The organism is Amycolatopsis sp. NPDC114484 (assembly GCF_055633755.1).
This window is the reverse complement of record NZ_JBVKDQ010000001.1, coordinates 1,133,693-1,151,574: the sequence shown is the minus strand read 5'-3', so window position 1 is coordinate 1,151,574 and position 17,882 is coordinate 1,133,693. Positions and strand designations below refer to the sequence as shown.

19 protein-coding genes are annotated in these 17,882 nt (G+C 69.8%); 1 reads left to right on the top strand and 18 read right to left on the bottom strand.

Going from position 1 to position 17,882, the window contains the following annotated elements:
- Window positions 1–3: 3 nt before the first annotated feature.
- The 5 genes from resB to hemL all read right to left on the bottom strand — a co-directional run bounded on the left by resB (window position 4) and on the right by hemL (window position 5,207).
- Entirely contained in the window at window positions 4–1,611 is a 1,608-nt protein-coding gene (gene resB / locus ACZ7SW_RS05610) for a cytochrome c biogenesis protein ResB (RefSeq protein WP_470229177.1), read from the bottom strand.
- Window positions 1,608–2,381, bottom strand: coding sequence for a cytochrome c biogenesis CcdA family protein (locus ACZ7SW_RS05605; protein WP_470229176.1), 774 nt, complete (start codon window positions 2,379–2,381; stop codon window positions 1,608–1,610). The genes resB and ACZ7SW_RS05605 overlap by 4 nt, the downstream gene beginning before the upstream one ends.
- A 320-nt stretch (window positions 2,382–2,701) precedes the next feature.
- Window positions 2,702–3,283 (bottom strand): TlpA family protein disulfide reductase, encoded by a 582-nt coding sequence (locus ACZ7SW_RS05600; RefSeq protein ID WP_470229175.1) that lies wholly within the window; start codon window positions 3,281–3,283, stop codon window positions 2,702–2,704.
- Window positions 3,280–3,906 carry a histidine phosphatase family protein gene (locus ACZ7SW_RS05595; RefSeq protein WP_470229174.1) on the bottom strand — a complete coding sequence of 209 codons (627 nt, stop codon included), beginning with the start codon at window positions 3,904–3,906 and terminating at the stop codon, window positions 3,280–3,282. Before ACZ7SW_RS05595 ends, ACZ7SW_RS05600 begins: the two co-directional genes overlap by 4 nt.
- Window positions 3,903–5,207: a glutamate-1-semialdehyde 2,1-aminomutase gene (hemL, locus tag ACZ7SW_RS05590; protein WP_470229173.1), complete on the bottom strand. Its 1,305-nt coding sequence runs from the start codon at window positions 5,205–5,207 to the stop codon at window positions 3,903–3,905. Before hemL ends, ACZ7SW_RS05595 begins: the two co-directional genes overlap by 4 nt.
- A gap of 130 nt (window positions 5,208–5,337) precedes the next feature.
- On the opposite strand from hemL, the gene ACZ7SW_RS05585 reads away from it, so the two are divergent.
- Entirely contained in the window at window positions 5,338–5,823 is a 486-nt protein-coding gene (locus tag ACZ7SW_RS05585; protein ID WP_470229172.1) for a TspO/MBR family protein, read from the top strand.
- On the opposite strand, the gene ACZ7SW_RS05580 is transcribed toward ACZ7SW_RS05585, so the two are convergent.
- The 13 genes from ACZ7SW_RS05580 to ACZ7SW_RS05520 form a co-directional block, all read right to left on the bottom strand.
- Complete coding sequence (locus tag ACZ7SW_RS05580; RefSeq protein WP_470229171.1) at window positions 5,820–6,362, bottom strand: DUF5666 domain-containing protein; 543 nt, start codon at window positions 6,360–6,362, stop codon at window positions 5,820–5,822. The genes ACZ7SW_RS05585 and ACZ7SW_RS05580 overlap by 4 nt on opposite strands.
- 7 nt (window positions 6,363–6,369) lie before the next feature.
- Window positions 6,370–7,572, bottom strand: coding sequence for an ABC transporter permease (locus tag ACZ7SW_RS05575; RefSeq protein WP_470229170.1), 1,203 nt, complete (start codon window positions 7,570–7,572; stop codon window positions 6,370–6,372).
- Complete coding sequence (locus ACZ7SW_RS05570) at window positions 7,569–8,267, bottom strand: ABC transporter ATP-binding protein (RefSeq protein ID WP_470229169.1); 699 nt, start codon at window positions 8,265–8,267, stop codon at window positions 7,569–7,571. Before ACZ7SW_RS05570 ends, ACZ7SW_RS05575 begins: the two co-directional genes overlap by 4 nt.
- Window positions 8,264–9,514, bottom strand: a complete 1,251-nt coding sequence (locus ACZ7SW_RS05565; RefSeq protein ID WP_470229168.1) for an efflux RND transporter periplasmic adaptor subunit — start codon at window positions 9,512–9,514, stop codon at window positions 8,264–8,266. The genes ACZ7SW_RS05570 and ACZ7SW_RS05565 overlap by 4 nt, the downstream gene beginning before the upstream one ends.
- A 65-nt stretch (window positions 9,515–9,579) precedes the next feature.
- A complete protein-coding gene (locus ACZ7SW_RS05560; protein WP_470229167.1) occupies window positions 9,580–9,918 on the bottom strand; it encodes a hypothetical protein in 339 nt (112 codons plus the stop codon).
- A gap of 49 nt (window positions 9,919–9,967) precedes the next feature.
- Window positions 9,968–10,453, bottom strand: coding sequence for a hypothetical protein (locus ACZ7SW_RS05555; protein ID WP_470229166.1), 486 nt, complete (start codon window positions 10,451–10,453; stop codon window positions 9,968–9,970).
- Window positions 10,453–11,025: a hypothetical protein gene (locus ACZ7SW_RS05550; RefSeq protein ID WP_470229165.1), complete on the bottom strand. Its 573-nt coding sequence runs from the start codon at window positions 11,023–11,025 to the stop codon at window positions 10,453–10,455. Before ACZ7SW_RS05550 ends, ACZ7SW_RS05555 begins: the two co-directional genes overlap by 1 nt.
- A gap of 20 nt (window positions 11,026–11,045) precedes the next feature.
- Window positions 11,046–12,017: a porphobilinogen synthase gene (hemB, locus tag ACZ7SW_RS05545; protein WP_470229164.1), complete on the bottom strand. Its 972-nt coding sequence runs from the start codon at window positions 12,015–12,017 to the stop codon at window positions 11,046–11,048.
- Between the two features lie 191 nt (window positions 12,018–12,208).
- Complete coding sequence (locus ACZ7SW_RS05540; RefSeq protein WP_470229163.1) at window positions 12,209–13,741, bottom strand: bifunctional uroporphyrinogen-III C-methyltransferase/uroporphyrinogen-III synthase; 1,533 nt, start codon at window positions 13,739–13,741, stop codon at window positions 12,209–12,211.
- Window positions 13,742–13,823: 82 nt separating this feature from the next.
- The gene (gene hemC, locus ACZ7SW_RS05535) at window positions 13,824–14,771 is read right to left on the bottom strand and encodes a hydroxymethylbilane synthase (RefSeq protein ID WP_470229162.1); all 948 of its coding nucleotides are present in this window, start codon (window positions 14,769–14,771) and stop codon (window positions 13,824–13,826) included.
- On the bottom strand, window positions 14,772–16,085 hold the full coding sequence (locus ACZ7SW_RS05530; protein ID WP_470229161.1) for a glutamyl-tRNA reductase: 1,314 nt from the start codon (window positions 16,083–16,085) through the stop codon (window positions 14,772–14,774).
- Window positions 16,086–16,886, bottom strand: coding sequence for a redox-sensing transcriptional repressor Rex (locus tag ACZ7SW_RS05525; protein WP_470229160.1), 801 nt, complete (start codon window positions 16,884–16,886; stop codon window positions 16,086–16,088). It abuts the gene before it with no gap.
- A 158-nt stretch (window positions 16,887–17,044) separates the two neighbouring features.
- Window positions 17,045–17,518 carry a hypothetical protein gene (locus ACZ7SW_RS05520; protein WP_470229159.1) on the bottom strand — a complete coding sequence of 158 codons (474 nt, stop codon included), beginning with the start codon at window positions 17,516–17,518 and terminating at the stop codon, window positions 17,045–17,047.
- Between the last annotated feature and the right edge of the window lie 364 nt (window positions 17,519–17,882).

The following is a 17,882-nucleotide window of genomic DNA, read 5'->3' as shown; positions in this document are numbered from 1 at the left end:
GCCTCAGCTGCCCTTCCGGCCCGTGACCAGCCGTTCGCTGATCCGCTGGAATTCCTCGCCGTATCCGGCTTGATCCGTGCGCGCGAGCCCCGCGACCTCGATCACGGTACTCGCGCCCTCGTCCTTGCCCGGCCGCACCCGCACCCACACGCGACGCCGCTTGACCAGCAGCGACGCCCCGAGCCCGGCGAACATCACGATCGCGAAGCCGAGCACGAAGCCCTGCGTCGGATCGTGCGAGATCTGCAGGTTGACCCATTTGTTGACGCCGTCGAAGCGGACCTTCGTGCCGTCGTCCAGCGTCACTTCCTGGCCGACCGCGAGGTTCTTGCGGGCGACCCGCTTGAGCCGGCCGTCCTGGACGCGGGACTGGTCGACCGAGAACACCGACTGGCCGCGGCCCGCGTCGAGACCGAGGTCGCCGCGCAGCACGTCGACCGCGACCATCGGGTTGTTCAGCTGCGGCGCGGTCGAGGTGAGCACGCCGCCGTGGATGAACGACGACGGCGCGAACAGGCCGGTGATCGCGAGCTGCTTGGTGCGCCGCTGGATCTCGTCGGTGACGCCGGGCTGGTCGAACTTCGTCGCGCCCTCGGACAGCATCGTGGCCGGGTTGCTGAACATCCACTGGGTGTTCTGGGTGCGCTTCTCGCCGTTCGGGAAGGTCACCGTGAACTGCGGCGAGTAGCCGTTGCCGAGCAGGTAGACCCGGTCGCCGACGGTCCGCAGCGGCTCGTTGACCTCGAGGTCGTAGGGCTTCCACGTGCCGGTCTTCAGGTCCTCGCCGGACTGGTACTCGATGTGCGAGTGGTAGTAGTCGGCCTGGTTGGTGGCGGTGTAGCGGGCGGTGAAGTCGTTGACCTTCACGCAGAACGGGTTGAGGTCGGTGCCGTCGACGCGCAGTCCGGCCTCGAACGAGTCGTAGTTGTAGATGCCCGAGTTGCAGAACTGGCCGCCGTTGGCCTGCACGATGACCTGGCCCTCGTAGCTGTAGAGCTTGCCGAGGGCGAAGAAGACGATCAGGCCGAGCATGCCGAAGTGGAAGAGCAGGTTGCCGGTCTCGCGCAGGTAGCCGCGTTCGGCCGAGACGCTGAACCCGCCGCCGTCCTCCTCGCGCTCGACGCGCCGCCAGCCGGACAGCTGCTTGCGCACGTCGTCGCGGATCGTCTCCGGCGTGCGCGCGGTGCGGGCGATCCGGTGGTGCGGCATGCGCGCGAGATTGCGCGGCGTCAGCACCGGCTTCGCCCGCATCTGCTTGACGTACTCGAAGCTGCGCGGCGTGAGGCAGCCGATCAGCGAGATCATCAGCAGGAGGTAGATCGCGGAGAACCAGACGCTGGAGTAGACGTCGTAGAACTCCAGCTTGTCCAGCAGCGAACCCCACCAGCCGTGCGCGCTGATGTACTCGTCGACCTTCGGCGCGTTCAGCCGCCGCTGCGGCAGCAGCGCGCCGGGAAGCGCGGCGAGCGCCAGCAGGAACAGCAGCACCAGCGCGGTGCGCATCGACGTCAGGCCACGCCAGGTGTTGCGCAGGAAAGCCAGCACCTGCTTTGCCGCGGACGGCCGGTACGACGGGTTCGGGTTCTTCGGGGGTGCTTCGGTAGTGGTCACAACGGCAGCTCGAGATCGGAGGCGACGGAGTTGCGCAGCCAGCCCATGACGTCTCCCCACAGCCCGGTGACCAGCAGGATGCCGACCACCATCAGCAACACCCCACCGAAAATCTGCACGCGGCGGCCGTTGCGGCGGAGCCAGTCGGTGGCGCGCACGGCCCAGCGGGCGCCGAGCGCGATCAGCAGGAACGGGACGCCGAGGCCGAGGCAGTAAACGAGCACCAGCACGTATCCGCGGACCGCGGCCCCGCCGGTCGCGCTGGCGAGGCTCGTGACGGCCGAAAGCGTCGGCCCGATGCACGGCGTCCAGCCGAGCCCGAACACCGCGCCGAGCACCGGCGCGCCCCACAGCCCGCCGCCGGGCACGCGGTGCGAGCGGACCTCGCGCTGCAGCCCCGGGATCCAGCCGAGGAAGACCAGGCTCATCAGGATGGTGAGGATGCCGCCGATGCGCTGCAGCAGATCCTCGTTGACCAGCAAGGTGTTCGCGAGCCAGACCAGCGTGCCCATGGTCGCGACGAACACCACGGTGAACCCGAGCACGAACAGGCCCGCCGCGCCGAGGACGGCGTAGCGGCCATTCTTGCGCTCCTCGCCGTCGCGCACCGCCGGGGCGTCGGCGCCGACGAGAGCCGCGAGGTAGGCGAGGTACCCGGGCACGAGCGGCACCACGCACGGCGACGCGAACGAGATGGCCCCGGCCAGCAGCGCAACACCCGCGGCGAGCAGCAGCGGCCCGGAAAGCGCCAGCTCGGACACGGAGTTCACGCACTTGAGAGTAGGCAGTGAGCTGGACGTGAGGCGGGCGGGGCCTTCTCACAGGACCTACGCCACAGCGGGGCCGGGACCTTGGTCCTGTGCCGCCCCCGCTCCCCGTCCGTGAGGGACTCCTTGAGGGAATCAGATTCCCTCAAGGAGTCCCTCACGGACTTCCGGCACCGCGCGCCACGCATGAGGGCAGAGCGGGCAGGGCCAATGCGGGGAGCAGCGGGCCAAGCGGCGGCGGGCCCGGGCAGAGTTATTTCTCCGCGTTGAGCGGCTGCACCACCGGAGCTATTTCTCCGCGCTCAGCCGCTGCACCACCAGAGCTACTTCTCCGCACTCAGCCGCTGCACCACCGGAACCAGGTCCGAGGCCAGCACCTGCCGCAGGAACACCGCCGCCACGCGGTGCTCCTTATCCAGCACCAGCGTCGACGGGATGATGTTGCGCGGATACCCCGCCAGCTGCAGCAGCACGCGCCCGGACGGGTCCCAGATCGACGGGTACGTCAGGCCGCGGTCGCGCACGAAGTCCTGTGCCACGTCGCGCGCCGGGTCGCGGACGTCGAGTCCGATCACCTGGGCACCGAGCGGGGCCATCTGCTTGCTCGCGGTCTCCAGCTCCGGCGCTTCGGCGCGGCACGGGCCGCACCACTGGCCCCACAGGTTGATCACCAGTGCCTTGCCGGGGAAGTCCGCGATCGAGAGCTGTTTGCCCTCGTGCATCAGGTCGTCGCCGGCCAGCGTCGGAGCCTGTTGGCGCTCGTTCACCGGATAGGTGATGTCGACCTTGCCGCCCGGCGAGACGAAGGTGAAGGTGCCGCCCGAGACGACTGCGTCCTTGCCGGTCGAACAGCCCGTCATGACCAGCGCGGCGGCCATCAGCACCCCGAGCAGCCGCCGTTTCATGCGCCGGTCACCTTGGGGTCGGTGGTGCCCGCGGGCTCGCTGTAGACGATCTCCAGCAGCTCCTCGCCGTCGAACACAAGGCTGGTGAGCGACGCGAGTGAGCACTGCCGCTGCCGCGGGTCGTGCCACAGCCGCTTCGCTTCCAAGAAGCGGCGAAGCGTCCAGATCGGCAGTTGGTGCGACACGCACAGCGCTTCGCGCCCTTCGGCCTTTACGCGCGCACGGTGCACCGCGCCGAGCATGCGGTGTGCGATCTCGACGTACGGCTCTCCCCACGACGGCTTAAAGGGATTCACCAGGTGCGGCCACGCTTTCGGCTGCCGCAGCGCGCCATCGCCCACGGCCACGCGCTGACCTTCGAAGACGTTCGCCGCTTCGATGAGACCGTCGTCCGTCGCAATGTCGAGCCGGTGCGCGCCTGCGATGGGCGCCGCAGTCTCTTGCGCCCGCTGAAGCGGCGAAGCGACGACGTACGCGAGGTCGTGCCCAGCGACCGCCTCGGCGACGGTGAGCGCCTGGCGCTGCCCGCGCTCGGACAGCCGGAAGTTCGGCAACCGCCCGTAGAGGATCTTCTCCGGGTTGTGGACCTCACCGTGCCGCAGCATGTGGACGACGGTGGTCACGGGCGAACCGCCTCAGCCGCCGCGCGCGCCGCTGCCGGCAACGCGGCTTCGATGATGCCGAACGCTTCGTCGTCCATCGCGGCGTTCACGAACCACGCCTCGTACGCGCTTGGCGGCGGGTACACGCCCGCTTCGAGCAGCGCGTGGAAGAACGCCGGGAAACGCCACGTCTCGGTGGCCTGAGCGTCCGCGTAGTTGCGTACGGGCTTGTCGGTGAAGAAGACACTCACCAGGTTGCCCGCGAACTGCACAGTGTGCGTGACGCCTGCTTCGCTGAGCGCCTTGTCGAAAAGCCCACCGAGCCGCTTCGCGTTGGCGTCGAGCTTCGCGTACACAGCGTCGTCCGCTTCGCGCAGCGCGGTGAGGCCAGCGGCGACCGCGACCGGATTCCCGGACAGCGTGCCGGCCTGATAGACGGGGCCACCGGGCGCGAGCTTCGCCATGATGTCCGCGCGACCGCCGAACGCCGCCGCGGGCAGCCCGCCGGACATCACCTTGCCGAACGTGTAGAGGTCGCCGGCCACGCCTTCGAGGCCGAACCAGCCGGAGCGCGAAACGCGGAAACCGGTCATCACCTCGTCCATGATCAGCAGCGCGCCGTTTTCGTGCGCGAGGTCACGCAGTGCGGCGTTGAAGCCGGGGTCCGGCGGCACCGCGCCCATGTTGCCCGCGGCCGCTTCGGTGATCACCGCAGCGATCTGGCCGTCGTTCTCCGCGAAGGACTTCCGAAGCGCGTCAAGATCGTTGTATGGCAAGACAATCGTGTCCGCGGCCTGCGCGCCGGTGACGCCCGGCGAAGTCGGCAGGCCGAGCGTCGCGACGCCGGAACCCGCTTCGGCGAGCAACGCGTCGACGTGGCCGTGGTAGCAGCCGGCGAACTTCACGATCTTGGCGCGGCCGCTGAAACCGCGGGCGAGCCGGACGGCGCTCATCGTGGCTTCGGTGCCGGAGTTGACCAGCCGGACCTGCTCGACCGGGCCGACCCGGCCGATGATCTCCTCGGCCAGTTCGACCTCGCCGATCGTCGGCGTGCCGAAGGAAAGCCCGTGTTCGGCGGCCGCGCGGGCGGCGGCCACGACCTTCGGGTGCGCGTGCCCGAGGATCATCGGGCCCCACGAGGAGACGAGGTCGACGTAGCGGTTGCCGTCGGCGTCCCACAGATACGGGCCCTCGCCGCGGACCATGAACCGCGGCGTGCCGCCGACCGAGTTGAAGGCGCGCACCGGCGAGTTCACCCCGCCCGGAACGGCTGCCTTGGCGCGTGCGAACCATGCTTTGGACTGCTCGGTGCCAGTGCTCACCGCTCCAGTCTTGCAAATCCTCCGTTCGGGTGTCAGTGGCGCCCAAGCTGCCACCCGTTTGCCACCCGGCACATCGGCCCGACCGCTCCTAAGATGGGCGCGCATGGACGGGGCGAGCCATGGAGGAAACGTGACGGCGCCCACACATCGCCGGAATCCGTGGCTGATGCTCGCGGTGTTCTTCGGGCTGGTCGGCGTCATCGCGCTGGTAGGCGCGCTGGCCGCGACGACCGCGCCGGACGCCTACAACCGGTACGTGCTGCCGGAATGGGCCCCGCCCTCGTCCCTGTTCAGTCCGGTGTGGACGGTCCTGTACGTCGTGCTCGCCTTCGCCGGCTGGACTTATTGGCGCACCGACGGCGAGAACCAGGGCTTCGCCGCGTACGGCATCGGCCTGCTGTTCAACCTGATGTGGATCTCGCTGTTCTTCGCGGGCGGTTCCACGCAGGTCGCGTGCGTGGACATCGTGCTGCTCGATTTCACCGTGATCGTGACGATCGCGCTCTTCTACCGCCGCTCCCGCGTCGCCGCGCTGCTGCTCGTGCCGTATCTGGCGTGGCTGCTCTACACGACCGCGCTGAACGTCGCGATCATCGCGCTCAACGACGTTCCCTAACGGCCCGGCTGCGCCACGATCGCCTGCGCGGTCACCGAACCGTCCGATCCAGTGCGGCCTTGAACGGTCACCGTCTGGCCCGGTTTGAGGTCGCTGAGCTTGCCGGGCTGGGTCACACCGACCGTCGTACTGTCCGAAGTGGACACTGTGACTTCGCTTCCTTGCACAGTCTTCAAAGTGACCGTGCTGCCGTCGACCTTCTCCACGGTGCCGATCGTCCCGCGACCGCCCGCCGTGCGTCCGCCGGAGCCGGGCCCCTGTTGCCCGGCATCCGGGCCAGAACCCGAGGCCGTACGGGCGCCGGAAGAGCCGCTCGACGGGCCGAACGCCGCGTGCGTCCACGCGCCACCGGCGAAAGCCAGCGCCAGCACGAGCAACCCGGCGAGCACGAGCGTCGGCTTGCCGAACGGCCGCGCGACCTGCTTCAGCTCAGCGGTGAGATCGCCCTGGACGGCAGGCTCGGCGATGAGCTCTTCCGGACGTTGCGCGGCGGGCTCCTCCGGCGGGGTCGGAATGGGCTGGGTGGTCGACGCGGACATGACGCTCCTACTCGTGCCGGAGGGCGTCGATCGGCCGCAGCCGCGAAGCCCGGTTCGCCGGGAAACTGCCGAAGAAAAGCCCGATCAGTGCGGAAACCGCGAACGCCAGCGCGATCGACGACGGCACCACCACCGGCTGGATGCCCGCGATGCTGAACCGGCTGCCGACCACCCCGATCAGCACGCCGAGCAACCCGCCGAACAGGCTCAGCATGGTCGCCTCGGCGAGGAACTGGCCGAGGATCGCCGAGCGCGGCGCGCCGATCGCCTTGCGGATGCCGATTTCGCGGATCCGTTCGGTGACCGTGACGAGCATGATGTTCGTGACGCCGATTCCGCCGACCAGCAGCGAGATCGCGGCGACCGCGCCGAGCAGCACAGTGAACGTCTGGATCGCCGACGTGCGGGTCTGCAGCAGCTGCGCGGAATTCTGGATCTGGAAGTCCGGATTGGCCGAGGCTCGAATGCCGTGCCGGGCGTCGAGGATCGCGGTGACCTCGGCCTGCGCCAGCCCGATCGAATCGGCGGTGGTCGCTTGCACGGCTATCTGGTTCAGCCCGCCGTAGCCGGCGAGTGAGTTCTGCACCGCGCCGATCGGGGCGATCGCGACGTCGTCGGCGTTCTGCAGTCCAGTGCTGCCCTTCGTCTGCAGCACGCCGATCACGGTGAACTGAATGCTGTTGATCAGCACGTTCTTTCCGACCGGTTCGCTCTCGCCGAAGATCGACTGCGCGGTCGTCGGCCCGAGCACCACGACCTTGCGTGCCTGCGTCACGTCCTCGGCGCTGAACAGCTGACCGTCGGCGATCTGGCGGTTCGTGGTGGTGAAGTAGCTGGGCTCGGTGCCGACGACGCTCGACACGTCGTAGGAAGTCTGCCCGTACGTCGCGGTCGCGCTGGTGCTCACCACCGGAGCCGCCGCCTTGACGTCCGGCGCGCCCACCGGCTCGACCAGCGCGTGCGCGTCCTGCACGGTGAGCGGCCGGACCTGGCTGGACTGCCCGCCGCCGCGGATCGGCGACACGTTGACCACGTCGGTGCCGAGCCCCTGGATGCTCGCGGTGATCGCTGCCGAAGCGCCGTTTCCCACTGCTACCAACAAGATCACCGACGCGACGCCGATGGTGATGCCGAGCGTGGTCAGCACTGACCGCAGTTTGTTCGAGGCGAGGCCGCGCACCGCGAACCGCATGATCTCGACGAAGTTCACGCGACCACCCCGGCGCGGACCTCGTCCGAGACGATCCGCCCGTCGCTGACCCGGACGACGCGGTGCGCGTGCCGCGCGACCTCGTCCTCGTGCGTGATCACCACGACCGTGCGGCCGAGCGCGTTGAGCCGATCGAAGACGCCGAGGACGTCGACAGTACTTGCGTGGTCGAGGTTTCCGGTCGGTTCGTCGGCAAGCAGCAACGCCGGTCCGCCGACGAGCGCCCTCGCCACCGCGACGCGCTGCTGTTGTCCGCCGGAAAGCTCGTTCGGCAGATGCTTTGCCCGGTCAGTCAGCCCGACCATCTCCATCGCGGCGAGCGCCCGGCGGTGCCGTTCGCCCCGCTTGAGTCCGCTGTAGACCATCGGTAATTCCACATTGGACAACGCACTGGTGCGCGGCACGAGGTTGAAGGACTGGAAGATGAAACCGATCTTTCGGTTGCGCAGCAAGGCAAGCTGACGTTCGTTCAGATCGGCGACGGAGAATCCGTCCAGCAGGTACCGGCCCGAATTAGGAGTGTCGAGACAGCCGAGCATGTTCAGCAACGTCGACTTCCCGGACCCGGACGCGCCCATGATCGCCACGTACTCGCCCGGCCACACCCGCAGATCAACCCCGCGCAACGCGTGCACCGCGGTTTCGCCGCTGCCGTAAGTCTTGCGCAGTCCGGAGACCGCGATCACCGGCTTCATCCCCGGCCCCCGACGCCGCCTTGGCGTCCGCCGCCGAATCCGCCCTGCTGACCGCCGCCGAACCCGCCGAGACCGCCAGTGCCGCCGGTGCGCTGCTGACCGTTGGAGCCGCTCGACGTCGTCGGCGACGCGGCCGTCAGCACCACGCTGTCGCCCTCATTGAGCCCGGACTTGATCTCCACAGTGGACTCACCGCGCACGCCGATCTCGACCTGCCGTGAAACCGGCTGCCCGTTCTGCTCCACCGTGACCACGTTCGTCGTCCCGCTGGTCCGCACCGCCGCGGCCGGAACACTCAGCACGCCATCGGCTTCCGCGACCGTGAGCACGACGCTCGCCGACTGTCCTGGCCGCAGCCCCGACGGCGGATTCGTCAACGCCAGCTTCGCTCCGTAACTGACGACATTGCTGCTCGTGGTCGGCGTCAGGTCAATGCTGGAAACGGTCGCCGGCAACGGTTGGTCCGGCGTCGCATTCAGCGTGACGGTGGCTTTCTGACCGGTTTTCACCTTGCTCACGTCAATTTCCGCCACCGAAGTGTTGACGACGAGATTGCCCATGTCGGTGATGTCGATAAAACCAGTGCTGCTACTGCTGCTGCTCGCGGACGACTGCTGCCCGGATTGCCCGCCGGAGCCGGAATTCGACGAAGACGCGCCCGCCGAACTGTTGCTGGAATTGGACCCGCTGCCCGTTTGCTGCCCGACTGTCCCGTTAATCGCGGTGACCGTCCCCGCCCCGGGCGCGGTCAATGTCGTCGCGGAGACCGCCGTTTCCGCGTTGTCGACGTCCAGCTGCGCTTGATCCACTTTGGCCTGAAGCGAGGCGGTGCCGCTCTGCGCCTGGGCCGCGGTCTGGTTCGCCGGCGGATTGTCCTCGGCCGTAGTCAGGTTGTCCTCGGCGACCGCGAGGTTGGCCTTGGCGACCTGAAGTTGTTTGCTCGCCTGGGAAGAGTCGATCGTGGCGAGCTTCTGCCCGGCGCTCACGACGTCGCCGACCTTCACGTCGATGCTCGTGACCTTGCCGGACGTCGTGAAGTTCGCGACGCCGGTGTAGGTGCTCGCGATCGTGCCCGCCGCCGATACGGTCTGGGAAACGTTCGCGCGCCGCACCGGAGTTGTCCGGGTTTGCGCCTGCGCGGTCGAACCAGCCGGAGAAAAGGCCTGGTAAATCCCGAAAGCCGCGCCGCCGAGCAGCACGACAAGGACTCCGTTGATCACCCAGGTTCGTGTGCGCAGCCGCGTCATGGCCGCAAGACTGCGGGGCCTGCTTAGCAGTTAGCTGTTGGTTCCCTGTGGGTCAGCTGTGTAAGTCAGTCCTTCTTCTTTTTATGCCGCGCACGCACCGCGAGAAGCAATTGCCGGACCGCGTCCACTACCAATACCGCCGACAGCGTGCCCAAGCCGAGCGCCCCGGCGATGTGCCCGCCGAAATACCGCTGCGACGCCAACGGAGTGCCGTCGCCCGCGGTGGTGACGACCGTGACGACCCCGGCGTGCCACAGCGCGAACGCCGCCCACAGCACCAATCCGGCCACCACGACCTCGCCGAGCGCGACTAACGCGCGCCACGGCTGGTTGAGCTTCGTCCGCGGCTGCGTTTCCTCCGGCGGCCAAAGCCCGGCTCCGGTCGGCTGGGGTAGGTCGATCACGGGGTCCAGCCTTTCAGGTTCGCCGTCGTCGCGCGTCCCTCGTGAGGGTTCAGTTCCGGGAGTCATCGGCCTGTTCCTCGGCAGTCTCGTCCTCGGGGCGGTTCTTCGCGGCCAACTCAGCGAGCGCGGCCTTCAACGCTTCGACGTCCCGGGCCCAAGCGAGGACCACCGTGCCGTCGTCCAGTTCCACCGGCAACTCGTCGTATTTGCGCGGCACCGACCAGCCTCCGCCGAGAACGCGTGCTCCCACCGGGGCCCCGACGTCGGTCACCGAGGCGATCCGCTCGGCGGCCAGCGTCTCCCGCCCTTGCCGCAGCCCCTCGGTGGTGGCCTCAAGCGAAAGGAACCGCCGCCGCGCGTAAACCCAAGGCAGGGTCAGCGCGACCAACGCGGCACCGATCAGCACCCAGCCAACGACGTGCGTCGGCCCGCCGGTGGCCAGTTCGGCGAGCGCGCCCAGCAGCGCGAACAACGGGCCCCAGACCAGCGCCGACCAGCCGACGCCGGGCTCGGAGTACAGCGTCCTGGCCGCCATTACAGGTTCTTGCCGACCTTCGGGAAGTAGTCCGCGACCTTCGGCAGGTACAGCAGGATCAGCATGATGACCAGCGCCAGCGACGAGACGAGCGCGAAAATGCTGCGGATCACCCCGAGTTCGAACACGATGCCGAGCACCGCCAGCAGGGTCGCGATGCTGCGCGCCGACCGCGTGCCCTCACGGGCCTTCCAGGCGAACAGCACGAGCAACGCGCCGAAGCACAGCGCGCCGATCAGCATGGCCCACACGAGGGTGTTGGCGTTGGACTGCACCTGCGCGACGTCGACCTTCTGGCCGGACTTCTGCACCTGCTCGATCGCCCGGTCCACCAGCTGCTGTTTGAGCGCGACAGTCACGGCCTGCCCGGCCGCGACGACGATCGCCGCCACGATGGCGAGCACGAACGCGATATGCACCGGCGTCGGCGGCTTCGCCTTCGGCGCGGTCTCCCCCGGCAACACCGGATCCGGCGCACGCCCGCGCTTGCGGCGCTCGTCGTCGGTGAGCCCGGAAAGATCGTCCGAGGTCACGCTAGCTGGCTTCGGGGTGTTCTCGTCCTTCTCGACCACCCGAAAGACCCTACCCGGGCTCAGTCCAGCCAGGCCGCGGCCTCGGCCGCCCAGTAGGTGAGGATGACGTCCGCGCCCGCGCGGCGGATGGAGGTGAGCACCTCGAGCACCGTGCGCTCGCGCTCGATCCAGCCGTTCGCCGCGGCCGCCTCGACCATCGCGTACTCGCCGGAGATGTTGTACGCCGCAACGGGAACCGGCGAGATGTCGGCCGCCGCCTTGATGATGTCCAAATAGGACAGTGCGGGCTTGACCATGACCATGTCCGCGCCCTCGGCGAGGTCGAGTTCGAGCTCGCGCATCGCCTCGCGCGCGTTGCCGAGGTCCTGCTGGTAGGTCTTGCGGTCGCCCTTGAGCTGGGAGTCGACGGCCTCGCGGAAGGGGCCGTAGAACGCGCTGGCGTACTTGACCGAGTAGGCGAGGATCGCGGTCTCGCTGTGCCCGACCTCGTCGAGCGCCCGGCGGATCACGCCGACCTGGCCGTCCATCATCCCGCTCGGCCCGAGCACGTGCGCCCCGGCTTCCGCCTGCGCGACGCCCATCTCGGCGTACAACCGGAGCGTGGCGTCGTTGTCGACCACGCCGTCCGCGTCGAGGACGCCGCAGTGCCCGTGGTCGGTGAACTCGTCCAGGCAGGTGTCGGCCATCAGCACGGTGGAGTCGCCGAGTTCGCTGCGCAGATCCCGGAGCGCGACGTTGAGGATGCCGTTCTCGTCGACCGCGCCGGAACCCTGCGCGTCCCGCTTCTCCGGAATGCCGAAGAGCATGATCCCGCCGACCCCGGCGTTGACCGCCTCGACAGCGGCCTTGCGGAGAGTGTCGCGAGTGTGCTGAACGACGCCCGGCATGCTGGCGATCGGCCGCGGCGCGTCGAGGCCTTCGCCGACGAACATCGGCAGGATCAGCTGCCGTGGCCGCAACGTGGTCTCACTGACCATCCTGCGCATAGCCGGAGTAGTACGAAGCCTGCGGGGTCGCTGCTCAGGGAACACACATCCAAGGTACTCCCGAACAAAACGGCCTCGCGCCGAAGGCGCCCACACCTCCCCCGCACCCCGATACGAAGCCAAAAACGCGGCGCGGGGGTGCTTGTCAAGGCATCTTTCCCGCCTTGACAAGCACCCCCGCGCCGTCGTCACAATCGAGCTTCGGGGTGCCCTCTCACGCCGCCAGGCGACGAGCCTCAGCTGCGCCGAGTCCGCTTAGCCTTGCGCGGCGGCGGCAACGCACCCTCCGCGCGAAGCCGAGCCGCGTGCTCAGCAAGAGCGTCCACCAGATGCGGCACGTCAGCCTTCTCCGGCTGGACATCCACTCGCAGACCGAATTCCACCGCGGTTTCGGCGGTCTTCGGCCCGATGCACGCGACCAGCGTGCGCGTGTGCGGCTTCCCGGCGATGCCCACCAGGTTCCGCACGGTCGAGGACGAGGTGAAGCAGACCGCGTCGAACCCGCCGGTCTTGATCATCTCGCGGGTCTCGGCTGGCGGCGGCGCGGCCCGGACGGTCCGGTAGGCCGTGACGTCGTCCACTTCCCAGCCCCGCTCGACCAGGCCGGCCGACAGGATCTCGGTGGCGATGTCCGCGCGCGGCAGCAGGACGCGGTTCACCGGGTCCAGCACGTCGTCGTACGGCGGGAACTCGGCCAGCAGACCCTCGGACGACTGCTCGCCCGTCGGGATCAGCTCCGGGATGATGCCGAACGAGCGCACCTTCGCCGCGGTCGATTCGCCGACGCAGGCGATCTTCACGCCGGAGAACGCCCGCGCGTCCAGGCCGAACTCCTCGAACTTCTCCCACACCGCGCGCACCGCGTTGGTGGAGGTGAAGACGATCCACTGGTACCGGCCGTCGACCAGGCCCTTGACCGAGCGCTCCATCTGCGCCGGGCTGCGGGGCGGCTCGACCGAAATGGTCGGCACCTCGTGCGAGGTCGCGCCGTGGCCGCGAAGCCGCTCCGCCATCTCGCCAGCCTGCTCCTTGGTGCGCGGCACCAGGACCTTCCAGCCGTACAGCGCCCGCGACTCCCACCAGGACAGCTTCGAGCGCTGCCCGGCGGCCTGTCCGACCGTGACGACCAGCGGGCCGACCAGCTCGCCCGCGTCGTTCGCGACCGAGGCGAGGGTGGTGTCCAGCGTGCGCTGGGTGTTGATGGTGCCGTTCGCGGTGACCGCGACCGGGGTGGTGGCGGGCAGCCCCTTCTCGGTGAGCTGGCTCGCCGCCTCGGCCAGATGCGCCGAGGTCGCGTGCAGCACGATCGGGCCCGCGACGGCGGCCAGCGCGCCCCAGTCGACCTCGCCGCGGACGTCCGCCTCGGTGTAGGTGCCACCGAGCGCGACACCCGCGTACGCCGGCACCGCGGTGCCCGGCGCGACGCCGGGGATGACGTCGAACACGGCGGACGTGCGGGCGACGGCCTGGACCTCGGCCACGACGGCCGGGCTGGTCAGCGGGTCGCCGGAGACCAGCCGCAGCGCGAGCCGGCCTGCCTTGGCCTCGGCGGTCAGGTCCTTGGCGACGTCGGACGGTTCGCCGACGGCGGGCCGGACCTCGGCGCCGGGGGCGGCGAAGGCGAGCACGCTGGCGGGCACGTCCGGGTCGGTCACCACGACCTCGGCCTTGGCCAGGAGTTCCTGGGCGCGGACGGTGAGCAGCCCGGCGTCCCCGGGGCCCGAGCCCACGAAGGCGACGCGCCCGGCGGTCTTGCGAGCAGGGGTCATCGTTGGTGTTCTTCTCCTCTTGGGCGGCCGGTGCTCCGGCCGCTGGTGTCGGGCAGGTCGTGCGGGTGCGTGACGGCTGGCGTCACAGCGCGGGGCCGAGCAGCGCGTCGGCTCCCAGGTCAAGCAGTTCGGCGGCCAGTTCCCGGCCGAGCTTCTCCGCCTCGCCGATCCCGGCGATCGCGGAAGCCCGCACCATGTCGACGCCGCCGTTCTCGCCTTCGACGGCAGCGGTGCCGCGCAGCGAGATGCGTTCCACCACCGCGCCCTCGTCGTCGAGGTCCTCGACGATCTCGGCGAGTGCGCCCACCGGCGCGCTGCACCCGGCTTCGAGCGCGGCGAGCAGAGCCCGTTCGGCCGTCACCGCGACCCGCGTGCTCTCGTCGTCCACCGCGGACGCGAGCAGGTGCTCGATGTCCACGTCGGCGGCCCGGCACTCCAGCGCCAGCGCCCCCTGGGCGGGGGCGGGCAGCATCTGGATCGGGTCGAGGGTTTCGGTGATCTCGTCCACCCGGCCGACCCTGGCCAGTCCGGCACGCGCCAGCACCACGGCATCCAGCTCGCCGTCGGTCACCTTGCGCATGCGGGTATCGATATTGCCTCGGATCGGCACGATTTCCAAACCGAGACCCAGCGCGCGCAGCTGAGCCATCCGCCGCGCGGCCCCGGTGCCGACCCGCGAGCCCGGCGGAAGCTCGCCGAGAGTGAGGCCGTCGCGGGCGATCAGCGCGTCGCGCGGGTCCTCGCGCGGCGGCACCGCGGCCAGCACGAGATCCGGCTCGGGCGCGGTGGGCAGGTCTTTGTACGAGTGCACGGCGACGTCGATCTCGTTGCGCAGCAACGCTTCCCGCAGCGCCGAGGTGAACACGCCGACCCCGATCTGAGAGATCGGTGCGCTGGAGAGGTCGCCGGGCGTGGTGACCGTGACGATCTCCACCTCCGCCCCGGTGGCGCGGATGGTGTCGGCGACGATGCCGGTCTGCGCGAGGGCGAGCTTGCTGCCTCGCGTGCCGATGCGAATGACTCTGGTCACTTACCGCTTCTTCTCGGATTCCGGCGCTGTCGGGCTCGCCACGGCCGCAGGAGCCTGCGGGTCGAGGCAGAACAGTTCCCGCAACGCGTTGGCATAGTCGGTGTCGGCCGTCTCGGCGGCCAGCTGCTTGACCCGCACCGTCGGCGCGTGCAGCAGCTTGTCGACCACCCGGCGAACCGTGCGGCCGACCTCTTCGCGAACCTGGCTGTCGAGTTCCGGCAGCCGGTTGTCCAGGCGGAGCAGCTCCGCGTCCACCACCTCGGCCGCGCGCCTGCGCAGTGCGGTGACCGTGGGCGTGACCTCGGCACTGCGCTGTCCGGCGAGGTACTCGCGCACCTCGTCGAGCACGATGCCGTTGGCTTTGGCGGTCTGCCGCTCGGTGGTCGGAGCGCCCGCGTCGCGCATGCGGCGCTGGATCGTCTCCAGGTCGACCACGGTGACGTCGGCGAGTTCCGCGACCGCGGTGTCGACGTCCTTGGGCAGCCCGAGGTCGCAGACGACCAGCGGACGTCCGGCCCGCGCGGGCACGTGCCCGGCGAGGAAGACCGCGTCCTGCGCCCCGGTGCACGCCACGACGAGGTCGGCGAGTTCGACCGCGCCGGCGAGCTCGGACAGCGGCACCGACCGCGCCGGAATCCCCTCCGCGGTGACCTTCTCGGCCAGCCGGGCGGCGTTGGCTTCGGTGCGGTTGGCCACGGTGATCTCGGCGATCCCGGCCTTGCGCAGCTGGGACGCGGTGAGCGCGCCCATCGAACCGGCCCCGACGATCAGCGCGTGCTTGCCCGCGATGTCCCCCGCGGCGGCCAGCGCCTCGGACACGACGGACGCGCCGAGCTGGTCGAGCCCGGTCTCGGAGTGCACGCGCTTGCCGACGCGCAGCGTGGTCTGGATCAGCTCGTGCAGTGTGCGGCCGACGGTCCCGGCGTCGCGCGCGGTCGCGTACGCGGACCGGATCTGGCCGAGGATCTGCGTCTCGCCGACCACCATCGAGTCGAGGCCCGAGGTGACGGAGAACAGGTGCTCGACCGCCGCGCCCGCGTAGTGCACGTACAAGCTGTCGTACAGCTCGGCGGGCTCCATCCCGGCCTTGCGGGAGAGCACGTCCGAGACGTCGTTGACGCCGCCGTGGAACGTCTCCACCACGGCGTAGACCTCGATGCGGTTGCACGTCGAGACGAGCATGACCTCGCTGATGTGCTCCGCCTGCTGCAGGTCGTGCAGGACCTTGGTCAGCTCGTCCGCGGGGATCGCCGCACGCTCGAGCGTGCCGAGATCCGCACTGCGATGGGAGAGCCCGACCGCCAACACGCTCATTCAGCGCACCACCATTCCGAGACCGCCGTCCGTACCGGCGCCGTTTCGTCCGCCGCTGCCATTGTCGGCGGGCCGGCCGGTGCCGGGTAACCCGGTATTCCCCTGGTTTTCCCCGGCGACCCCGGCACTGGCCGCGCTGTCGGCGCGCCGAGCCACGTGGAACGAGAGGATCTGCAACTCGACTGCCAGGTCGACCTTGCGGACCTCGACGTGGGCCGGCACCTGGAGCACTACCGGCGCGAAGTTGAGGATGCACTGGACGCCGCCTGCCACCAGCCTGTCGCACACCGACTGCGCGGCGGTAGGAGGTGTGGCGATGATCCCCACGGAAATCTCCCGTTCGGAGCAAACGCGAGGAATGTCGTCCATGTGCGAGACCGGCAGACCCCCTACGGGGACGCCGATCAAATCGGGGTCGAGGTCGAAGAGCGCCTCGACCGGGAACCCGCGGCCGGGGAAGCCGCCGTAGTTGGCGAGCGCGTGGCCGAGATTGCCGATCCCGACCACGGCGACCCGGTGCTGACGGGTGAGGCCGAGGATCCGCTCGATCTGGCTGACGAGGACTTGCACCTCGTAGCCGACGCCGCGGGTGCCGTAGGAGCCCAGGTAGGAGAGGTCCTTGCGGAGTTTGGCGGAGTTCACGCCCGCCGCGGCGGAGAGTTCCTCGCTGGAGACGGTGGTCGCGCCCTGCTCGGCCAATCCGGAGAGAATCCGCAGGTAGACGGCCAGCCTGGCGACGGCGGCCTCCGGGATCTGCTTCGCGCGGACCGCGGTGTCCTCGGAGTCGGAGACGGCGGGCATCTCGGCGGTCGGGGCGTTGTCTGCGTCCGGCGCGGTGCGGGAGGTTCGGGCGGGGCGGCGGGTGCGGGGTTTGGGGTCGCTCTCGACCGGGGTCTGGGCTTGCGCGGCTCGGGCGGTCGGGCGGCTCGCATCGGCGGTCGCGCGACTGTCTTCGGCTGCTACGGCGGCTCGGGTGGTCGCCCGGTTGGCGCGGCCGTTGCCAGCTGCGGCCCGGCCATTTTCCGCGGCGTGCTCACCGACGGCTTGGTCCTGCCCAGCCGCTCGACTGCCACGGCCGGACGCTGCCCGGCCATTTTCTGCGGCATGCTCGCCAGCGGCTGCCCGGCTAGCACGGCCATTTCCGGCAGCGCGGCCGTTGCCCGCGGCGTGCTCTCCGCCACCGGCAACCTGGTCCTGCCCAGTCCGGCTGCCACGGCCGGACGCGGCCCGGCCATTCTCCGCAGCATGCTCACCAGCAGCTGCCCGGCCGTTGCCCGCGGCGTGCTCACCGGCGACCTGGTCCTGCCCAGCCGCTCGACTGCCACGGCCGGACGCTGCCCGGCCACCTTCCGCGGCATGCTCACCAGCGGCCGCCCGGCTAGCACGGCCGTTCCCGGCAGCCCGACTATTGCCCGCGGCGTGCTCTCCGCCACCGGCGACCTGGTCCTGCCCAGCCGCCTGTCCGTTCTCGTGACTGGCTTCCGCCGAATTCCCGTTGCGCGCCAAGCCGTTCTCGCTCACCGTGGCTCGACGGCGGCTGCCCGCGGCGTGTCGTCCGCCGGTTCGGCGCGCGGTCGGCGGGGCGGTTTCGGCGGCGTCGGATTCGTCGCGGGGAGGCGTGGCCGGCGGTTCGGCACCGCCGCGCCCACCCCGCTGTGTCACCACGCTGACTTCTCCTCAATCCGGCTTCGTGCCCGCGCTGCCCCCCACCTGCCTGTCCGGCAGTGGAAAACCAACCCTTGACCCCACGGCTTCCGTCCGGTTCGATGCCGGACCTCGCGGGGAACGGGTTCCTAC

Bases quoted from the DNA above. Each gene is read 5' to 3' on its own strand.
- ACZ7SW_RS05530 (WP_470229161.1), bottom strand. From the start codon at position 16,085: ATGAGCGTGTTGGCGGTCGGGCTCTCCCATCGCAGTGCGGATCTCGGC.
- ACZ7SW_RS05525 (WP_470229160.1), bottom strand. From the start codon at position 16,886: ATGCCCGCCGTCTCCGACTCCGAGGACACCGCGGTCCGCGCGAAGCAG.
- ACZ7SW_RS05555 (WP_470229166.1), bottom strand. From the start codon at position 10,453: ATGGCGGCCAGGACGCTGTACTCCGAGCCCGGCGTCGGCTGGTCGGCG.
- ACZ7SW_RS05565 (WP_470229168.1), bottom strand. From the start codon at position 9,514: ATGACGCGGCTGCGCACACGAACCTGGGTGATCAACGGAGTCCTTGTC.
- ACZ7SW_RS05600 (WP_470229175.1), bottom strand. From the start codon at position 3,283: ATGAAACGGCGGCTGCTCGGGGTGCTGATGGCCGCCGCGCTGGTCATG.
- ACZ7SW_RS05570 (WP_470229169.1), bottom strand. From the start codon at position 8,267: ATGAAGCCGGTGATCGCGGTCTCCGGACTGCGCAAGACTTACGGCAGC.
- ACZ7SW_RS05580 (WP_470229171.1), bottom strand. From the start codon at position 6,362: ATGTCCGCGTCGACCACCCAGCCCATTCCGACCCCGCCGGAGGAGCCC.
- ACZ7SW_RS05540 (WP_470229163.1), bottom strand. From the start codon at position 13,741: ATGACCCCTGCTCGCAAGACCGCCGGGCGCGTCGCCTTCGTGGGCTCG.